The organism is Delftia acidovorans NBRC 14950 (genome assembly GCF_001598795.1).
In the GTDB taxonomy this organism is placed as follows: Bacteria; Pseudomonadota; Gammaproteobacteria; order Burkholderiales; family Burkholderiaceae_C; genus Comamonas; species Comamonas acidovorans.
Map to the genome: position 1 here is coordinate 1 of NZ_BCZP01000038.1, position 18325 is coordinate 18325.

The following is an 18325-nucleotide window of genomic DNA, read 5'->3' on the forward strand; positions in this document are numbered from 1 at the left end:
GGTTGGCCACGATGGCGCGCATGCCGTCGGCCTCGCGGTACAGCGTTGCGCACGCGCCCGAGGCCTCCATGGCGATGTGCTCGGCCTGCAGGTTGACCAGCGACCCGTCTGGCCGCGCCGAGACGATGCCGCGCGTGCTCATCCAGTGCGCGCCGTCCGTGCCGCCCGTGGCCGCGAGCCGATACCCGGCCTGCTGCTGCAGCGCGCCGTACGGCAACACCGCGCGCGTGGACTGCGCCGGCAGGCCACCGGCCAGGAAATAGGTCTTGTCCGCCATCACGAACACCCCGGCCTCCACGGCCGCGATGCAGGTGATGGGCGCCGGGAAGATCTCGAAGCCCCTCGACTCGTCGCGCAGGCCCGGGGTGAACGGCTCGCTGTAGATCAGTGCCGAGCCCACGGCCACCAGCAGCCGGCCGCTCTGGTAGGCGATGCTGCTGCCCGCAGGCATCTGGGAGAACTGCACATCGCCCACGACCTGCGGCTGGGCATCGAGCCAGCGCGGCGTTGGGCCGGGCACGGGGTGATAGGACCCGACGCGGATGCCGTCGGTGAAGTACACGGCCTCGTTGACCTCGCAGTACACGACTGGCGTGACCCGGCCGTAACCCGCTGCGACCTGGGTGCGCGTGGTGGTGCCGGCAGCGTTGACGTCAAGACGGAAGATATCGCCGCTGTCGCAGTACAGGCCATACGAGCCATCGAGCGGCGACCAGCCCGAATGGCAGTCGAGGCCCTGCTCAGCCAACGCATACCCGGCCCGCGTCTTGAGCGAGCCCTGGGCCGTCACATCGACGTTGAGCGCATCACGGAGCAGGTGGCCGGCACCCTCGGGCAGCCCGAGCTTGAAGTCGGGCGCGCGGTTGTCCATTCCGAGGGGGAACGGGCCGATAGGCTTGGGGGTGGATGGCATGGCCCGATGTTCGCGGGCCGGCCCTCATTGGTCGAACCCTCCTGGGGGGTCGTGCCGCGCCGCGTGGATTGCTTTGTCACGGGCGGGCCCATACGATCCCATCATGCCCGGCATCATCTTCTGGCTGCTGGTGATCGCAGCCATCCTCTTCTTCAAGCTGACCACGTCCGCCGAGCGCCGCTCGATGATCGAGACCTACTGGCTGATCATCATCGGGCTCGGCGCCGTGGGCTTCATCTGGCAGTTCCTGCGGCAGGGCACGCTCAGTTCGTGAGCCCGGCCACGCGCTCGGCAATCGCGTTGCGGCGCTGCTCAATCTCGTTCAGGCGCTCGCGCTTCGCTTCCGCCGACAACAGGCGATCCCCGTCGATCTTCTTCGCGCGCTGACCCAGCTCGGCCATCTGTTGCTTGGCGGCGCTGATGGCCATGCGGTTGCGCAGCTTCGGTCCTTCCTCTTCCTGGATGCTGCGCGCCAGCTCCACGTCGCCGGACTTGATCGCGGCCTGGTAGCTGGCCCAGGCCTGCTCCACGTCCTTGGCCTGCTCGTACATGGTGGTGACGTAGCGGCTGGAGCCTGTGGGCAGCTCCTCGACGAAGTTGCCAGCCACGAAGGTGTCGCGCAGGCGCATGGCCGGGCGCTCGCCCCGGTCAAGCATGGGGCGCGCGATGGCGTCCGTCGCACTGGTGCTGACCGTGGCCAACCAGCCGAAGTACCCGCGCAGCAGAAAGTCCACCTGCTTGGGGCTCAACCCGGAATACTCGCCCTTGGCAAGGCGCACCGGGTCCGGCAAACCCCAGGAGCCCAGCAGGCGCGCCACCTCCGAGGTGCGCTCGTTGTAGCGATCCTGCGGGCGCAGGCGCTCGTCGGCCATGCCCTCGATGGCCCGGCCGCTGAAGCTGTCCTTGTTGGCATAGACGTCCAGGAAGGGCTTGATGGCCTGGGGCGTGGGGTCCATGGCGAAGGTGTTGAACACCATGTCGCTGATGCGCTGGCCGAAGCGCTTGCCCGTCATCTCCTCGCTCATCATCAGCTCGGCCGTTCGCTCGGCCACCGTGCCGATGGCGCCCACCTCGAAGGGCTTGGGGATGCGGAAGGCCTTGTCGCCGATCTTGAACCACCAGAAGTTGTCCCGGTCGAAGTCCTCGCGCTTCTTCCAGTCGTCGTCATCGGCATAGGCGGCCAGCAGGCCCAGGCTGGCCATGGACACGGCGCCGGCCATGGCAGCGAAGCGGCGCGGGTCCTCGCCGGCAGCACGGCCCAGCTTGTACAGGCCCTGCAGGCGCGCGTTCAGGAATGGCACGGTCTGGGCCAGGAAACGCACCGTCTCCCATTTGCCGGACATGCTGAAGTCCATCAGGTCCCGGGCCTGGAAGCTGGCCTCGGCGTGGCTCAGGCCCTTGGCGCGCAGGCGCTCGTACAGCGCCGTGCGGTTCACGTTCTCGGTGCGGTCGCCGAATTCCTCGTACACCTCCCACAGCGAGCGCATCTGGTCCTTGAGCTTGTCGAAGCCCTGCTTGTCCAGCATGGTGCCGCCCAGGCGCTCGATCTGCCCACGCAGCTGGTTGGTGTTCTCCTGCGTGCCGAACTTGATGATGCCGCCGCTGGCCAGCATGGAGGCGTAGGTCTGGCTGTCCTTGGCCGTGGCCTTCCAGCCCTTGGCGACGTTCTCCAGCGGGTTGTAGCTCAGGTCGCTCTGGGCGATGGCCGAGAGGCTGTCGCGGATCAGGTTGCGGATCTTGAAGGTGGGGTTCACCGTCACACCGAAGGTGAGCAGGCGCTTGAACGGCGCCATGGCCTTGACGATGCCCGGTGGCGTGTAGCTCATGGCCGAGATGGCATCAACAAGGTACGGGTCCTCGACGGCCCAGTGCTCGGCCACGCCTTCGCGCATCACCTTCACGGCGCCCTTGGTGTCGGCGGGCACTCGGTACGCCACGCCCATTTTCTCGGCCGCGTCCATGGTCGCCTGGGAGGCCCGGTTGCGCGCGGCGGCGGCATACAGGTGGCTCCAGTTCATGAGCGTGTTCTGCAGCAGATCGGCGTTGAGCTGCTGGCTCCCGCCCTTGAATTTCTTCCAGGCCTGCTGGTTCACCAGCCCGGAGCTGAAGCGCGGGCCGCGCATGCCGCCGTCCTCCTCCATGAGGCGGTAGAACGGCACATAGGGCTGGTCCTTCATCAGGTCGTAGGCGGCCTGGTCGATCAGGCCCGAGTCCCGCGCCACCTTGAGGCTGGCCTCGTTGAAGGCATTCAGCTCCCGCAGCGCGGCGGCGTACAGCGGCATGCGCGCCGTGCCATCGGCCATGCGGCCGGCATCCAGCGAGCGCAGGGCCGTAATGTCGCGGTCGGTCAGCAGGTTTTCCTTGCCTTCGGCCTTCAGGCGCTGGGCACGCTGAGCGGCCACCCACTGGAAGAATCGGTCGTGCTCGCCCTTGAGGCTGGCCAGCACCTTGGCGAAGCCGCCGTCCTTGATGTCCACGTCATAGACGCCATCGCGCAGGTAGATCTTGCCGTAGAGCAGCGTGGCCTCGACGGCGCCGTCCGTGCCTTTGGACATGCGCGCCAGGATGTAGGCCTTCTCGCTGATCTCCTTGAGGGGGGCAAACTGGTCCACAAGCCCCTGGCGCAGTTTCGTGCCGATGTTGTGGCGCATGGCCTGTGCGCGCTCGGCCCAGGTTTGCTTCACCTGGACGCCGAAGGCATGCTCTGCGGCGCGGGCCTGCTCGGCGGTGTAGTCGCTGGCCGTGGGCGCGGCCGGCGCGGCGCGGCTGAACTGCACGCCCTGGCGGGCAGGCGCTGGCGCGGGCGCCAGTGCAGCCGGGGATGCAGCTGGAATAGAAGCCTCCTGGGCTGTGGCAGCGCCGTCCAGCTCGCCAGCGAACGCGGGGTTCTCCCGCTGCGCGATGCCGAAGGCCAGGTTCACCAGGTCCTGGCTGGCGAAGTCGCTGCGGCTGCCCGCGATCTTGGCCCAGACCTGGCGCAGCACCTTGCGCACTTGGTCCAGCCAGCGCGCCACGGTGCCAGGCTTGGCCAGGGCATTGGGGCGCACGCCCATCTCCAGCGCGACCTGCACGGCATAGGGGAAGAGCTCCTGAGTGGACAGCTCCGGGCCGGAGGCCTGCACGCGGGCCGCTGCCTCGTTGTAGACCGTTCGCTCCAGGCTGCCCTCTGGCGCGCTGGCCCAGCCGCCGATGGCGCCATGCAGCTGGTTCCAGCCCTCCTCGCCCAACACCGCTGGCCCGTGCTTGTGCATCAGCTCGTGCGCCACCACGCCCAGCTCGTCGCCGGCCACGATGTGGTCGGAGATGATGAACACGGTCTTGGTGTTGGGATCGTAGAAGCCCTGGGCCTTGCCGCCACCCTCTGCACCCATGGCCACGGGGCCGATCAGCGGCTCCCAGTTGGCGCGGATGTCGTCCGAGGTCGTGACCACGATGCGGCCCAGGCTGTTGGGCAGCATGCCCATGCCGCCGACCAGCTGGTTCACGGCCTGGCGCACAGAAGCGTTCGTGGCCGGATAGACCGGCGGGCGCAGTTTGCGGATCTCCCGGGCCAGTTCCTCGGGCATGTTGCGGCTGAATTCCTGGGTGCCGCTGGAGCCGGAATTGCGACTCTCAACCGACTGCGCTAAACTGAGCACGTCCTCTGCAGAGCGGCCCGGGGTTACACCGCGGGGTTGCGCGAGGGTCGTTTTAGGGTCGGCATCGCCGGCTATCTCGACGGCCCACTCCCGCTGCAGGGGATTTTTTGCGTCTAGAGCCAGCCCATCCTCACGGGCTGCTGCCTCCAGCCAGCGCTGCCCTGACGAGCTCTCACTGAGGTCCACCGCCTCCAGCGTGTAGAGCGGATTCGACAATCCCTCCAGAGCCATTTCCTTGACGGTCAGCTTCACCAGCTTGGAGCGGCCATCCACATCCATGGGCGCGAAGAAACGGTGAATGGCCACGATGTTGGGGTCGCCACTTCGATCTGCCTTGCTCCATCCGTATGTAGCTGCGGCGAACAGACGATCAGCATTGGCCACGGCGCGGGCCTGGATCGAAGGTGATTCCGACTTGGAGACGGCCTTCCCGCTCAGCATCTTGTCCAAGTTCTTGCGCGAAACAACTGCCTGCAGGCCAGTCTGTGCATTGGTCAGCGGCTGGCCCTGAAACGCCTTGGCCGCCAGGCGCGCCTCGGCGAACGTGGTGGCACGGCGCATTGCCGGCGGCTGCGCTGCAGCGGACGCCGTTCCTTCGCTGTCCGGGCCAGGCCCACGGCTGAATTGCAGGCTGGCCTGCTGCTGGCCGGCACGCGCCGCATCAGCAGCATCCACCTCAGCCAGGATCTGCGCCAGCCTCTTGCCCTTGGGATCTATTCCCAGACCCCGGGCCACGCGGCCGGCAGGTAGCGCGCTGGATCGCCAGTTGGCCGGGCGGGCCGCTGCCCCCTGCGCTTGTCCTTGCGGGCCTGGCGCCGCGCCGCCTTGCGCGCCATTGTTGAAAGTCGTGGTGCTGGCATTCGTCAGACCTTCCTGCGCTGCAGCAGCACCAGCAGCCGGCGCGCCTGGCGCTCCAGTTGCTTGCGGAGGTTGCGCGCCAGCTTGCTGGGCTTGATCGGCTTGCGGGGCAAAGGTGGCTCCTGTGGTTTGGGTCAGGGGGCCAGGCCCAGCGGCTTCCAGGGCGCCGGGTCCGGTTGGGGAAATGGCTGCTGGGGCGGCCACGGCGGCAGCCTGTGCCTGGGCACCTTGGGCATTTGCGATCTCCTGAGCCTGCAGGGCGGCCTGCTGGGCTGCATCGAAGCCGGCATCCACGGCCATGGCAGCGCCGCGCGACAGCGGGCCGTCTGCGGGGTTGATGCCCATGCGCTCGGAAGGACGCTGCAGCGGACGCTGGGGGATCAGCGCCTCCATGGCGGCGTTGTCCGCGAAGGGGTCCACGGCTGGTGCACGGTCGGCCGGCAGCGGCGCCGGCTCGCCCACACCCCGGAAACCCATGTAGGCATCCACCATGCGGCGCACGCGCTGCGTCTCGGCGGTGTCCAGCGGCTGCTCTTTGATCCGGGCCAGGCCCTCGTTCAGGCCGCCCAGCACCTGGGCCGTGTTGGCAGCACCACCGTCCAGCAGGTTCTGCAGCCCAGACAGGACGCGGCCGGTGCGGACACGCGCATCCACGGCGGCGATACCGGCATCCTCGCTGGCCTGCTGGAACTGGCCTTGCAGCTGCACGCCCATGGCGTCTGCCGCCTGCAGCCCAGCACCAGGGGCTGGTGCACCAGCAGGATCAGCGCCCACGTTCTGGGCCAGCCACGCGTCTTCCATGGCATCGCGCACCGTGTCCACCGTCTGCTGGGTGGAGAACTGCGTGCCGTTGCGCACGGCGGCCTGGACTTCGGCCACGTAATCGGGGCTCTGCGCAGGCTGCTGGCCGTCGCCGTAGTTCTCCCACCAGCGGCGGGCCTGCTGCGCGGCAGGGTCGTTCACCTCGCGGATCGACTGGCCCATGATTTTGGCCCGCACCTCCTCCCGCTGGTCCTCGGGCAGGTTGGCCAGGTAGCTCTCCACCTCGCCCACGCGGCCGACGCTGCCGTCAGGGAAGGAGATCAGGCGCTCGGGTGTTTGGTTGCCCAGCAGCAGCGGCGCCTGCGTGGCAGCTTCCTCGGCGGGGGCCTGCTGCTCATCCTGCTGTGGCTGCTGGCCGCGCGAGTGCCCACCCGTCAGCAGCGACGTACCGGCACCCGTGACGCCTCCCAGGGCCGCGCCCATGCCGGCCGCAGCCGCCACGCCCTTCGAGGGATCGATGCTCGGGTCGAACGGCATGGCCGCCCGCTGGCCCTCGTACTGGGTGACGCCTTCCTCGACAGCTTCCTGCGCCGCCTCGCTGGCACCAGTCTTCAGGGCGCGCGCAGCAGCACCGCCAGCAAAGCCCTTGCCGCCGGCCAGCAGGCGCTCGGCACCGAAGGCACCGCCAGCACCGCCGATCACGGCCGGCAGCACGCTGGCACCGCGCGCCGCAGAAACAGCCTGGTCCTCCGTGGCGCCGCCCTGCTTCGCCAAGTCGTAGGCCGTGCCAGCAGCATCGCCACCAGCCATCGCAGCACCAGCAGCGACACCGCCCGCGCGGCCCGCCATCTCCACCGCCTTGCCACCAAGGCCAGCAGCGCGGCCGACCAGCCCCGCACCCTTCACCGCCAGGCCAGGACCAGCGAACGAGCCCGCAGCCTGCGCCGCAGCCAGCAGCGGGTTCTGCGCCACGTACTTGCCCACGGCCGCCAGCTCGCCGCCAACACCATCAGCGTCCTGCACCTCCTGCCGGAACTGCTGCTTCGAGGCCTTGACCACATCGCTCTGCGCAGCCTCGCCGGCCTGGATGATGTTCTTGTCGATCCAGCCCGAGACATCGTTGCCGGGCTTCACGAAGTTCGCAGCAGCCGAGACACCGCCGGCCGCCGCGTTCGCAGCCTCGATGGCCGTGTCGTTCAGGACGGCCAGGGGGTTGCGGGACTTGGGCTTCTCGCCATCCAGGGTGCCGTTGAAAGGCTTGAGTCCAGAAGGGTGTGCTTCAGGTGGATCAAGCTCGCCAGTGAAAGGTTTGAGGGTAGCCATGCCCCCAGTGTTCCCACGCAGGGGCTGGGGCGCGAACCCTGGGCGGGGGCGTGAAGCCCTACACGGGAAGCGACGGTCAAGGCCTACCTCAGCGCCTCAACCCATGAGATGGGCACCAGCCATTTCAAGCATCTCTCTGTCGATCGCCAAGCCAGAGGCCGATCCAATCACCACGCTTGTCATCCCGCACTTTGGACAGCACGCAGTGGCACCGTCATCCCACCATTGGGTGATCTGCTCAGGCGGATAGACTTCACCGCAGCCTATGCAGCCGCAAGCTTCACTGCACAGCACGACATCTTTGTGGTCTTCAGCGGCTCGTTGGTAGGAATAGGGATCAATGCCTGGATCCCAGCTGCGTCCGCTCTTGAGGGTGATGGTCATAGCACTTCGGATTCTGCGCGATCCGCCAACGCGTACTGCGCAGTGCACAGGCAACTTCACACGGGCCGCGTCCGCACCTCAGCCGTCCAGGCAGACTGCCCTCTGGGCTGCAACGAGCCCTGATCCGTTGCAGCGATGTGGAGGTATTCGCCCTCTCCCAACGCGCGAGCCTGCTGCGACAGCTGCTCGCGCACGTCATTGGATTCAGCGCGGAGCTTGCTGATCACCATCTTGTTCACCTTCAGCTCGCGACAACAGCGGCAGGAAAAGTGCATCCACTTTCCATAGTCTTCGAGGAAGGCAGTGCACTGGAGGTTGCATAGGGGGCACGGGGCTTGGATGGAGTCTGGCATGGCTGCACCCTGAAGAAATACTGAGCGAAAGAAACTCTGAACCTGTTGTACCGCACCTGTGCGGTCCAAAACGAAATGACGAGGTAGGGGTTGGCCTAAGAGCGGCGGGCATGCTGATTGCCGCCTGTACAGCCTCACAGCCTGGAAGAAGATACATATTGGTACAAGACCCGAAAGAACGGTAGCATGCGCTCACATTTAACCAATAGAAAGCGTAGTGACATGCGAGTATCAATAACTCCTGCCGTTGCCAATTCGGCAGAGGGTCCACATGGATGAGTGCAAGCCGGGCCAGGACAGCGACCAACAACCCCAGTGGTCGCCTACGGGAGCACTGGCCCTGCTTATTTTGGGAGCGCTTGCGATAGCTGCGGCGATTTGGCTCATGGCAAAGCAGCACCGCACCCTGCCTTGGCAACTGCGAGCCGCAGCCATTGCCGCACCGGCAACAGAAGCTTCGCCGCCAGCCGCAGCTGCCGAAATGCAATGCCCAAATCAGAACTGGACTGCAGGCCAACGCACGTGATGAGCTTCTGGCGCAGGGCTGGGTCCAGAAACGACGAAGCCCGCGCGAGACACCCCCAGGATGGTGCCGCCCGGGTCCTGAATAGAATGGCGGCAATCAGCGGCCTGGCGCCGCGACGACTGGAGGGGATCCTGGCCGCGTATCAACTGCAACCGAAAAAACTGAACGTCTGGGCTGCACTGGTCTATTTCCTGCTTTTCATGGACCAGAGGTACATCAAGGCAGCGACCCAAAATTCCATTGAGGTGAGCATTCGTTCAGCCGACTATAAGCTGAAGCACGATGCTGGAATCTACCCTTCAGACGAGGAAGTAGAGCACCTCAACACATTCAATGCTTTTCAGCTGAAAAAGATGCGCAAGGAGTTTTGGTCCGCAGCGGCATGGACTCTGCTGATCATCGCCTTTTCCATCGGAGTGCTCGCCCTATTGTCGAAGGCCCCATGTGCCGGACTCACGGCGCCCAAAGTAGTTTCCTCAATCGGAGGAGCGTTGGCGGCATGGGGGACTATGTTCCAGTTGATCCGTGCGGATGCCACATTCAAAGCTGCGCAGGCACACGAATTGATGCGCCCGCCCCTCTTCCTGCTCCTGTTCGTGCCAGGCTCTGTGCTGGCTATCGCCGGCACGCTGGCGTAGGCCGGTGCCCGTCCGGGCGTGGAGTGGTACGCTCTTGGCACTGCCGCATAAGCAGCTCAGAAAAAAGCGCATTCGCCGAGTGCGCTTCGTTTTTGTTCACTGCCGCATAGGCAGCTCAGAAATGTGCTCTACGACACGGCCGTGCATGCTGTCGGTTTGCTGCCGCATAGGCAGCTCAGAAACTCCTCCTTCGAGTGCTTAGCCCTGCACCCAAATTCACTGCCGTATAGGCAGCTCAGAAATGTGATCTGTCGGCAGAAGCAAAAGGCAGGTGGTTCACTGCCGTATAGGCAGCTCAGCAACTCTCCGCCAAGATGCAGGCCGCTTGAGCCCTCTTCACTGCCGCACAGGCAGCCAGGCCCGCCCAGCGGGCCTTTTTCTTGGGCGCAGCTCACACGGGCCGCGTCCGCACCTCAGCGCTCCAGGGCGTCTTGCCACCGTGCTGCTCGGCCTGCTGACGCTGCAGGTGCGCGGACAACCTGGAGACTCAGCGCTTGGCCTCGTCCTCCAGCGTGTATGCGTAGAACATGAGGTGCTCCAGCGCTACAGCGTGCGGGTCACGACCTTCCAAGGGCGATTCCCTGGCAGAGTCGTCCGGCAAGAAGACCAGAAGCACGTCGCCACAGGCTTCGTAGTCTGCGCTGAACTCAACGCCGTTGTGGGTGAAGACGCATTCGTGCATGCGGGGCATTGTCACAGGTGCGAGCTCGTGGCACCAGCGCCCAGAAACGACGAAGCCCGCACGGGGCGGGCTTGGTTGGAGTGCGGATTGCTACTTGGCAGGCTGTGTCGCAACAGTAGCAGGAGCCGCCGGCGGAGGCGGGTTCTTGGCCAGGTCGTACTGCATGAGGCCAATGATGATTGCAGCTCCGCCAACTACTACGGTACCGACCACAAACTGGAGCATGTTGATCGAGGACTTCAGCCCATCAACCTTGCCTTCCAGGCCTTCGACTTTTCCGCCAACGTTCGCAACAGCCACGCCAGTGGCTGACATTTCCTTGGTGACGTCCTTCAGCATGTGCGCGAAGTCAGCACGCAGACCCTGCATCTCGGTCAGCATCTGCCCTTGCATGGTGGCCATCTGCGTGTTGAGCTGGCCCATGGCTGCGACGGTCTCCTTGGATGACTCGGCGATGGACGCGCGGACCTCAGCGCGCACGCTATCGAGCTTGGCGTCGAGGAGTTCACGGGTCACGTCGGTCATAGGTCGATTGTGCGCTGTTTCGGGTTGAAGTGGTGCCTCAGACTTGGAGGCGGTCGTGTGGTTTTTCAATTCCCCAGAAGAAGTATTGCCTCGCACGCTTCCGCTAGGTTCAGCTATATTGCGGCTTTGGGCAGTGTGGCGTGGGTACACGCCTTCAATGTGACTTCCGCCCTCAAGCGCCATATCACTTGTTTTCCGGATGGCATCCTCACGCGAATACCCCTGGCGCATCACCATGGAGGCGGCATCTAATATGCGCTTTTCCGAATCAAGTGCACTCGAGCTGCCAGAAAATTTAGAGGCCATTTGCCGTCCACGAGCAAGATGTTTCTCTTGCCGACGTAGGCTCTCCTCCAAGGACCTAACTGTTTCTGCAAACAAGCCCGCCACGGTGAAATCTGTGTAAGCGACGTCTCCAGCAACAGTGTTTCCCCCACTGATGGTTCGTACCTGTTGGGCAGGTTCCCGCTCGGTGCTCTCCGATTCCGCGCGAATCCTTACAAGTGCCAATTTTGGTCGAGGCTGAGAACTCATAGCTTCAGACATTTTTTGAAGCGTCAGCGGCAGGCGCCCCTGCGCTGCGCCGTTCGATGTCAGTTACAGCTATGGTCAGCATGTTCAAGAGACTTCTTGCACATGACGGGTGGATTGAGAGCGTTGCCAAAGCTCTCCGAACATACCTAATGCCATCTTCCCCAGCTGGAGGAGCGAAGGGTTCAACTTGATTCTCAAAAACACTCAGTATCAGACGCTCATCATCCGGACCAGATCCGACGAGGCCGAGAGTCAAAGAGTCTACGCGCAAGTACTTGAAGTCATTGGCCAACTCGATCGGCTCAAGATCCACTTTTTGCAGCTCTATGTTTCCTGGCTCAACGTTATTCATACTTGGTGCTATCGAGGATTGATTGATACTAAACATTACACCATCACAAAACGCTCTCGTCCAATGCGCCGCACCCTCATGCTCCCCGGCCTCATCCTCTCCGCCCTACTCCTCGCCGGCACCGCCCTCACCTCCTGAGTTCTCCTGCGCGGTAGTACACCTCGCTCCCCATACATGCAGCCTACTGCTACATTGCCGCCAGGAGGTTCCACCTATGAGCACCCCCGACATCAGAGCGATGGAGGACATGCTGGACCATCTGCGAGCGAAGAAGGCGTTTGCAGAGGCGCAGCTGCAGGCATCCGAAGCCGAGGACCCCGACCTCAAGCTGGACTTGCGCCGCATCGAAGGCCGAATCGATGTGCTCAAGGAGATGCTGCGGGAAGCTCGTGAGTGAGCACGGAAGGCCCTGATGCGGGCCCTGCTACATTTCCGCTCAGGAGGCTCTTATGAGCGAGAACACATCCCCCGACGCATCCCCCGACGCATCCCCTGAATTGATCGAACGGTATCGCCAACGGGCGCGTGAACTGCGTGAAGACGCCATTCGTATCGAGGACGAACTGCGGGCCGTCGAAGAGAAGAAGGCCGAACTCCAGACAGCCCTCGCGCGAGTCCGTGGAGCGGTGCAGGTGCTGGAAGAAATCATTGACGAGAAGACCAGATGATCCTCCGCGCTCTCTTCCTCGCCGCCGGCCTCTGTATCGCAGGCCCTGCTCTGGCCGCCAACATGGCCACATGCCTGCTGGACAAGCTCCCGGGCACACAGAACGATGTCGCGGCCCAGGCCGTGTTCCAGGTCTGCAGCGCTGAGCACCAGGGCGGGATTCAGGCCGTGCCCCAGGGAGATGGCCGGGGCATGCTGGGGTTCAAGTCCGGGCCAGAGTGCACGGTGAAGAAGGCAGGCGACACGCGCAGCAACAGGGCGGCGGAGCTGATTGGGGTTGCGTGTCGGCGGCTGTATGACGAGCCCATGAAGCTGCGCCCTTTCAATGGCCCGCTGGATGGCGAGCCTGCGCCTACTCGCCAATAAACCGATTGCCTTTGGCATCCTCGTAGACGGGCTTGCCGCCTGACATTCCAACCTGGCGCGACATTCCTGGCGGCACCTGCCCGCCACCCTGCCCCGGCTGCTGCACAAACAGCCCGCTCTGCCGATTGAACACCGTGGATGGGGTGTTGTAGGCCCGCTGGGACACCGGATCGATCTGCTGCCCCCCAGGCACCACCAGATACGGATCGGCCTGCGGCGTGCCGCCCTCGATATCCCGCATGTACTGCACCAGGCTGCGGCGCTTGGTCGGATCTTGTTCTCCGGCCACCTGGTTGCGCGCGGCCTCCACAAGCCGGTTGGTGCGGTTGCTGTATCCCTGCGTCTCGCGGTCCATGTCCAGGCGCTGCTGGGTCAGACCGGCCTGCATGCCGGCGCGCTGGTTCTGTCCCTGCTGCTCCATGGCTGCGCGCACGAGGGTATTGCCCTGGCGCATGCCCTCTGCCTGCAGGCCTGGGGCGGCCTGCTGCAGCGCCTGGTCCGTGGCCAGCATGGCCTGGTACTTCTGCACATCCGGGCTGTTCTCCGCGCCACGGCCGCCGAAGCGCCGCGTGTTGGTGATGGAGCTGGCCGACACCTCGGCATTGCGCAGCGCGTTGCGCGAGGCCCAGTCGTTGCCGCTGTGGGCAATGGCGGCCTGCACCAGGGGGTTGCCCAGCGAGGTTGACAGGCCGGGGGCGATGCCCTGCATCTGCGACCCTGGCACAGCACCAGCAGGCATCGAGTTCATGGTGCCGCCAGGAGGTTTGCCGTTGATGGTGATGTCGCCGCTGATACCAGCGGGGCCGCTGTAGCTATTGCCATCGCGCGTGATGTTGGCCGGGCCAGGAGGTGCGGCTGGTCCAGGCATGGGCGCAGCTGCGGCGCCAGGGGAGCCCGGAGCGCCGGGTGCGCTCGCTTGCTGCTCCATCGCGGCGGCTACCAGCGGATTGGATTGGCGCGTGATCGGGCTGGCAGGTGCTGGGCTCTGGGCACCAGCAGCAGTCGCCAGCGCAGCGCCACCACCCACCACGGGCGCATAGGGCGCTGCGGCCTGGGCGGCCTGGCCCAGCCCCGACATGGCCGGCTGCGATGCACCGAAGGCCCGGGAGATGAGGCCGGTACCGCGCAACGCGGCGCCAGGGATACCGCCCGCACTGGGCAGCGCGGCCAGGTTGCGGCCGAAGTCGTTGTTCAGGGGATTGCTCTGGGAGCCGTCGGCAGCGGGCGCCTGCGGATTGCCGCCCACCGGGATCTGGTTGATCAGCGCGTCACGCCGCTGGGCTGCTTCGAGAAGGGGATTCGTGGCCATGAGTGTTCCTTGCGGAGTTGCTCATGGCAGTGTGCGGATATGCTGTCGGCGCGTCGAACCCCAGTGGGGGCATCACATCATCAGAGAATGGAATGACAATCTTCAACTCGGCACATCTTCAAGTTTTGCAGCCCTGGGCATCTGTAATTGCTGCTTTCATAGCTGCGTCAGTAGCCATCATTTTTGGTGCAGCCCAGGTTTGGATTGCATGGCAGCAATCCAAAACGACAAGAAATAAGCTAAAACTTGACCTATTCGACCGCCGCCTTGAAGTCTACAAAGCTGCATCTGAAGCAATAGCTACTGCCATACAAACCAACGACTTCACAGCCTCCGACGAGCGAGCATTTTTTCTGGGAATTCGAGGATCACGCTGGCTGCTTGATGCGGTTGCCGACGACTACTTGCGAAGCGACCTATTTCACGCTTTTGATAGGCTTGAAAAAATTCGCCTCAATAAGGGGAAAGTAAAAGCCGATGAGCATCAAAGGCTCGTGTCCGAAGCCACCGACGCTGTCAGGAAGGAGTTGGCCCGGCTGGACTCTATGTTCGAACGATTCCTCCGCATCGACCACTAGGCGAGCGAAAACTCATGCCAGCGGCCCCGGCACACCCACCTCCCGCGACCTCACCCACTCCTCATTGCGACCACTGGCCTTGCGCCCGAACTCCGCTTCGAACTTGGCCAGGGCCACGGCGGCCTTGGCATCGTTGTGCATGTCGGTGTCTTCGCGACCATAGGCCCGGTACAGCATCCAGTGCACCAGAGCGAAGTGCAGCTCCGGCCGGATCTCGGGCTTGTCCACGCAGGCGCGCATGGGCTTGAGCGGTAGCCGCTGCACGGTCAGACGCAGTTCACCGTCTGCTGCAGGCCTGGGCCACAGGTGCAGCTTGCCGGTGGTCATTCCGGCCACCAGGCGCTGCGGCACGTCCTGGCGCTCCTGGAACTGCCAGCCCGGGTGGTAGCAGTCCATCTCGTCCACAGAGATCTCGCAGACCTCCTGGCCGTTGATGAAGGCGCGCAGGATGCGCACCACCCTGCTGTCCAGGTCCACCGTCTCGGCGCCGGCCAGGAAGGCGATGCGGCAGATAGGTGAGACCGAATCGCGCAGCAGCTGGCCACGGCGGCAGGCCTCGACCTGGGCCTCGTTGGCGTAGATGGTCAGGAGGTCGTCCGAGCAGTACGGCTTCTGGTCATCCAGGTCGAAGCAGTCCTGACGGTACTGCTTGATCAGGTCGTCGAGGGTCATGGCGGGCCTTCAGGTCAGGAGGCGAGGATCGAGCGCAGCCAGGCCTGGCCCAGCCGGTTGTCGTCGCGGTTCACCTGGAACGGGTAGCGCAGGCTGTTGATGGGCTGCACCACGTTCATGCGCTCGCCCAGGCGGTCGTCCAACTCCTGGTCGTAGCCGGTCTCCTTGGCGCGGGCCAGACGCTCGACGAACTTGCGCTTGACCACGATGGGGCGGTTGCGGCGGAACATCTGGATGACGCCGTTCACCGAGACCTGCACGAACGGTGCCTCGTTGTCGCGGCCGCCGGACAGCACCGTGACCATCACGGGCTCGTTCATGAAGGCTTCCAGCTCAGCGTCCTTGAGCGTCACCGGGGTGTCGATGATCTCAGCCGAGAAGTCGGGCACGATGCCGAACTCCATGGGAGGCGTGGCGCCCAGGTACTCGTTGGTGGCGTCCGTTTCGTTCTTGCGGGGGGTGGTGGCCATGTTGATGTCCTTGCGGGGATGTGAGGTGGCCCGGGGCGGATACCCCAAGGCCACGGGGGTGCGTCAGGTGCGCGCTTCGTAGACGCAGGTCTTGGAAGCCAGGACGGCCGCCAGAGTGGCGTTCTGCGACACGCGGAAGCCGCGTTCATCGACCGTGATGCCGTTGGCAGCGTCCAGGGTGCGGACGCCATCGGCACCGGTCTTGAGGCACGAGCCAGCGGCCATGCCCTCGAACCACTCGATCTGCACGCGGTCGGTGACGTTGATCCAGCGGACTTGGCTGGGCTTGAAGCCGGTCTCGACGCGGGTGGTATCCCCTGCGACGATGGCGGTGGCGTCGTAGACCACCTTGCCCTGGGCGGAACTCTGGGAGTCCTGCTTGTCGGTCTTGGTGCGGGTTTGGCCCGCGGTGTTGTCGGCCATGATGGGTTCTCCGTGGGAGTTGAGGTTCAGAGTGGAGGGAGGGCCGAAGCCCTCCCCGGCCTTACAGCGCGGTCACCCCGGCTTCGGCCACCGCCATCCAGCCCTCGTTGAGCATGGTGCAGGCCATGTAGAACTTGGCGCCAACGTAGCCGCGCTGGCCCAGCGGATCGCTCTTGTCCTTCACCCCGGGCGGGATGTAGGTCGGGTCGATGGAGTCCGAACCACGCAGTGCCAGCTGGCCCCAGGCGTCTTCGCCGACCATGATGAACGGGTAGACGTCCACGTTGGTCGCGCCCGTCAGGCCGGTGCTGCCGATAGCTGCGCCTGCGCCGGCATAGGGCGCCAGTTCCGCACTGGTGATGAAGCGGAAGTTCTCGCAGGAACCGATTTCCTGGGCGTGCACAGGCTTGCGGTTGCCGTAGGCGCTGACGTGCACGAAGCCCTGCAGGTCACGGATATCGGCCTCGGCATCCGTGTGCACGAAGACCAGGTAGCTGGCTTCCACGGGCTTTGTGGCGATCATTGCCGAGGGCGACAGGATGCCTGTGATGCGCTTGGCGTGGTTGGCCTGCAGATTGCGGCTGATCTTGCGCAGCAGGTTCAGGCTGATCTTCGCGTTCACAGCAGCGCGGCTGGCACCGCCACCGGCATAGAACACGTTGGTACAAGCCTTGAGCACGCCGTAGCGGATCATCTCGCGGACCAGGGCAATGCGCTCGCCGCACTGCTTCTTCATCTCGGCGGGCACGTCGTCCTCGTACGTGTCCACCGTCTGGTCGGTGAGCTGGTAGAGGCAGCCGTATTGCTTGATGGTGACCTGGATGTCCTGTGGGACCAGCGTGTCTGCGCCAGGCGTGACGCCTTCGGTCAGCTCGTGGGCCACCGGGTCCGCCTTGGGCCGGTTGCGGGTGTTCCAGTCCGTGTTCGCCGCACCCCAAGGGAGGTAGCGGCGGTGCACGATGGTCTTGCCCTGGTTCTTGGGAAGCGCGCGCTGCTGGCCGGTGATGCCCAGCACTTCGCTCGCCACGGCGTGGGCGAGGATATCGCCCTTGATCTTGCCGATCCGCGGCGCCGGGTTGCCGCTTTCGTATTGAGCCATGATGTTCTCCTTCGGGCCTGGCTATCTCAGCGCTGGCCCATGGTGGCCTGGAAGGCGGCCAAAAATTCTTCCTCTTCAGTGGGCGCGGCCTGGGGGCGCGGCGCGTTGCCGCTGGGCGTGACGGCCGCCTTGAGCCGTGCCTGCCCCTTCGCGGCCTTGTCGGCGGCGGTGGCGCGGGCGGTGGCCCATGCGTCGTATTTACCCAGTACGGAGCCCATGCTGTCGGCCGTGACCGCGTCAGCAAACTCCTGCTGCACCTGCTCCCCTTGCGCGGTGAGCCACAGGTTGAACTCCTGCGAGCCCACCTTGTCGCGCCAGCCTGTGTGCATGCGGTCCATCACGGCCAGCTCCAGCGCCATGGGGTCGTGCCCGGCCTGGACCTGCGGCGCTTCGCCCGTGGCCACGGGTTGCTGCGCTTCGGCTGGTGGGGCTTCCTGGCGAGGTTGCTGGTTGTGGAGACCGATCAACGCCCGGGCGTACTCGGCAACGTCGGGATAGTCCTGCTCGAACTGCTTGAGTTGAGGTGGCAGCTCGGGCGTCACTGCGGGCGCCGGGGCTGCTGGGGCCGCAGGAGCTGGCTGTTGCGACTTGCGTAGCAGATCGCCAATGCTCCCGTGTGCTTTGTCCAACTGGCGTTTGAGCGTGTCCACCTCGGCAGCGTTGCCCAGCAGGCGGCGCAGCTCACTGCGCTTGAAGCCGGCGAACTCGACAGGATCGTCGTCCTCGGTCGTGGCCGGCTGCTGCTGGGCGGGCTGCCCTTCAGCACCGGCGGCGGCCGTGGCCTCCTCCTGCTGTTGCTCGCTGGCTTCTTGCGTCACCGCCTCCTTGCCGCCGTGCTCGGCCGCAGCACTTACCGGCGCTGCAGTGGATACGGGCGGCTCGGTGCCGGACGTCTCAGCGAAGGCGCGATGGAAATCGGCCTCCTCTTGAGCACGGGCCTCGGCCTGCTGTTGAGCCTGCTGTTCCTGCTGTTGTTGCTCGTCCATGCGTCATGCGCTCCTGTGTGTCGTGCCGAGGTCAGTAGCCGGGGCCACCGATGTCGGCGGTTTGTGCCGGGTCTGGTTTGTCCAGTGCCAGCAGTTCTTTCCAGGCCGCGATGCGCCCACGCAGTTCGGTGGTGCGCAGCGCGTCCATGGTTAGGCTGTCGTTCTTCTTGCGCAGCGTGTCGATCTGCGCGTTGGCATGGCGCTCAATGGCACGCCATGTCGGTGAGGTGAAGTCCAGGCCTGGGTTTGTCATGGCTGCAGTTTCCA

At 64.9% G+C, this 18325-nt stretch carries 20 protein-coding genes and 1 CRISPR repeat array; of the genes, 7 read left to right on the forward strand and 13 right to left on the reverse strand.

Annotated features, from left to right (window positions below; all coding sequences use genetic code 11):
- Window positions 1–913 (reverse strand): hypothetical protein (locus DA1_RS27205; protein ID WP_062794186.1); only part of this gene is annotated, 913 nt, incomplete at its 3' end.
- Window positions 914–1016: 103 nt separating this feature from the next.
- On the opposite strand from DA1_RS27205, the gene DA1_RS31090 reads away from it, so the two are divergent.
- Entirely contained in the window at window positions 1017–1187 is a 171-nt protein-coding gene (locus DA1_RS31090; protein ID WP_169807226.1) for a hypothetical protein, read from the forward strand.
- Here the strand turns inward: DA1_RS31090 and DA1_RS27210 are convergent.
- The 3 genes from DA1_RS27210 to DA1_RS27215 form a co-directional block, all read right to left on the reverse strand.
- Window positions 1177–7494 (reverse strand): LPD38 domain-containing protein, encoded by a 6318-nt coding sequence (locus tag DA1_RS27210; protein WP_230590869.1) that lies wholly within the window; start codon window positions 7492–7494, stop codon window positions 1177–1179. The two genes, DA1_RS31090 and DA1_RS27210, sit on opposite strands and share 11 nt — an antisense overlap.
- Before the next feature lie 96 nt (window positions 7495–7590).
- Window positions 7591–7878, reverse strand: a complete 288-nt coding sequence (locus tag DA1_RS30090; RefSeq protein ID WP_198488089.1) for a cytoplasmic protein — start codon at window positions 7876–7878, stop codon at window positions 7591–7593.
- 56 nt (window positions 7879–7934) lie between these two features.
- The gene (locus DA1_RS27215) at window positions 7935–8153 is read right to left on the reverse strand and encodes a hypothetical protein (RefSeq protein ID WP_230355567.1); all 219 of its coding nucleotides are present in this window, start codon (window positions 8151–8153) and stop codon (window positions 7935–7937) included.
- A gap of 690 nt (window positions 8154–8843) precedes the next feature.
- Between DA1_RS27215 and DA1_RS27220 the strand changes: the two genes are divergently transcribed.
- The gene (locus DA1_RS27220; protein ID WP_155294282.1) at window positions 8844–9395 is read left to right on the forward strand and encodes a hypothetical protein; all 552 of its coding nucleotides are present in this window, start codon (window positions 8844–8846) and stop codon (window positions 9393–9395) included.
- Window positions 9396–9435: 40 nt separating this feature from the next.
- Window positions 9436–9697: direct repeats of the CRISPR family, unit length 23 nt; unit sequence CTGCCGCATAGGCAGCTCAGAAA.
- A 185-nt stretch (window positions 9698–9882) separates the two neighbouring features.
- Here DA1_RS27220 and DA1_RS27225 read toward each other — a convergent pair.
- On the reverse strand, window positions 9883–10086 hold the full coding sequence (locus tag DA1_RS27225) for a hypothetical protein (protein WP_034394462.1): 204 nt from the start codon (window positions 10084–10086) through the stop codon (window positions 9883–9885).
- 81 nt (window positions 10087–10167) lie between these two features.
- Window positions 10168–10602 (reverse strand): hypothetical protein, encoded by a 435-nt coding sequence (locus DA1_RS27230; protein WP_034394465.1) that lies wholly within the window; start codon window positions 10600–10602, stop codon window positions 10168–10170.
- 721 nt (window positions 10603–11323) lie between these two features.
- Here DA1_RS27230 and DA1_RS27235 point away from each other — a divergent pair.
- The 4 genes from DA1_RS27235 (at window position 11324) to DA1_RS27250 (ending at window position 12521) form a co-directional block, all read left to right on the forward strand.
- On the forward strand, window positions 11324–11626 hold the full coding sequence (locus DA1_RS27235) for a hypothetical protein (RefSeq protein WP_034394468.1): 303 nt from the start codon (window positions 11324–11326) through the stop codon (window positions 11624–11626).
- Between the two features lie 76 nt (window positions 11627–11702).
- Window positions 11703–11885: a hypothetical protein gene (locus DA1_RS27240; protein ID WP_034394471.1), complete on the forward strand. Its 183-nt coding sequence runs from the start codon at window positions 11703–11705 to the stop codon at window positions 11883–11885.
- Window positions 11886–11937: 52 nt separating this feature from the next.
- Entirely contained in the window at window positions 11938–12156 is a 219-nt protein-coding gene (locus DA1_RS27245) for a hypothetical protein (RefSeq protein WP_034394474.1), read from the forward strand.
- A 62-nt stretch (window positions 12157–12218) separates the two neighbouring features.
- Window positions 12219–12521 carry a hypothetical protein gene (locus DA1_RS27250; protein ID WP_230590872.1) on the forward strand — a complete coding sequence of 101 codons (303 nt, stop codon included), beginning with the start codon at window positions 12219–12221 and terminating at the stop codon, window positions 12519–12521.
- On the opposite strand, the gene DA1_RS30095 is transcribed toward DA1_RS27250, so the two are convergent.
- Window positions 12508–13830 (reverse strand): hypothetical protein, encoded by a 1323-nt coding sequence (locus DA1_RS30095; protein ID WP_080736914.1) that lies wholly within the window; start codon window positions 13828–13830, stop codon window positions 12508–12510. The two genes, DA1_RS27250 and DA1_RS30095, sit on opposite strands and share 14 nt — an antisense overlap.
- Window positions 13831–13922: 92 nt before the next feature.
- Here DA1_RS30095 and DA1_RS30740 point away from each other — a divergent pair, with 92 nt between their 5' ends.
- The gene (locus tag DA1_RS30740; RefSeq protein WP_155294283.1) at window positions 13923–14408 is read left to right on the forward strand and encodes a hypothetical protein; all 486 of its coding nucleotides are present in this window, start codon (window positions 13923–13925) and stop codon (window positions 14406–14408) included.
- A gap of 12 nt (window positions 14409–14420) precedes the next feature.
- Here the strand turns inward: DA1_RS30740 and DA1_RS27260 are convergent, their stop codons facing one another.
- From DA1_RS27260 to DA1_RS27285, 6 genes are all read right to left on the reverse strand, one after another.
- A complete protein-coding gene (locus DA1_RS27260) occupies window positions 14421–15080 on the reverse strand; it encodes a phage adaptor protein (RefSeq protein WP_034394478.1) in 660 nt (219 codons plus the stop codon).
- 14 nt (window positions 15081–15094) lie between these two features.
- Window positions 15095–15550 carry a hypothetical protein gene (locus DA1_RS27265; RefSeq protein ID WP_034394481.1) on the reverse strand — a complete coding sequence of 152 codons (456 nt, stop codon included), beginning with the start codon at window positions 15548–15550 and terminating at the stop codon, window positions 15095–15097.
- 63 nt (window positions 15551–15613) lie between these two features.
- Entirely contained in the window at window positions 15614–15973 is a 360-nt protein-coding gene (locus DA1_RS27270) for a hypothetical protein (RefSeq protein WP_034394484.1), read from the reverse strand.
- 61 nt (window positions 15974–16034) lie between these two features.
- A complete protein-coding gene (locus DA1_RS27275) occupies window positions 16035–17072 on the reverse strand; it encodes a N4-gp56 family major capsid protein (RefSeq protein ID WP_034394487.1) in 1038 nt (345 codons plus the stop codon).
- A gap of 26 nt (window positions 17073–17098) precedes the next feature.
- On the reverse strand, window positions 17099–18058 hold the full coding sequence (locus DA1_RS27280; protein ID WP_034394490.1) for a hypothetical protein: 960 nt from the start codon (window positions 18056–18058) through the stop codon (window positions 17099–17101).
- Between the two features lie 31 nt (window positions 18059–18089).
- Window positions 18090–18311, reverse strand: coding sequence for a hypothetical protein (locus tag DA1_RS27285; protein ID WP_034394493.1), 222 nt, complete (start codon window positions 18309–18311; stop codon window positions 18090–18092).
- Window positions 18312–18325 lie beyond the last annotated feature (14 nt).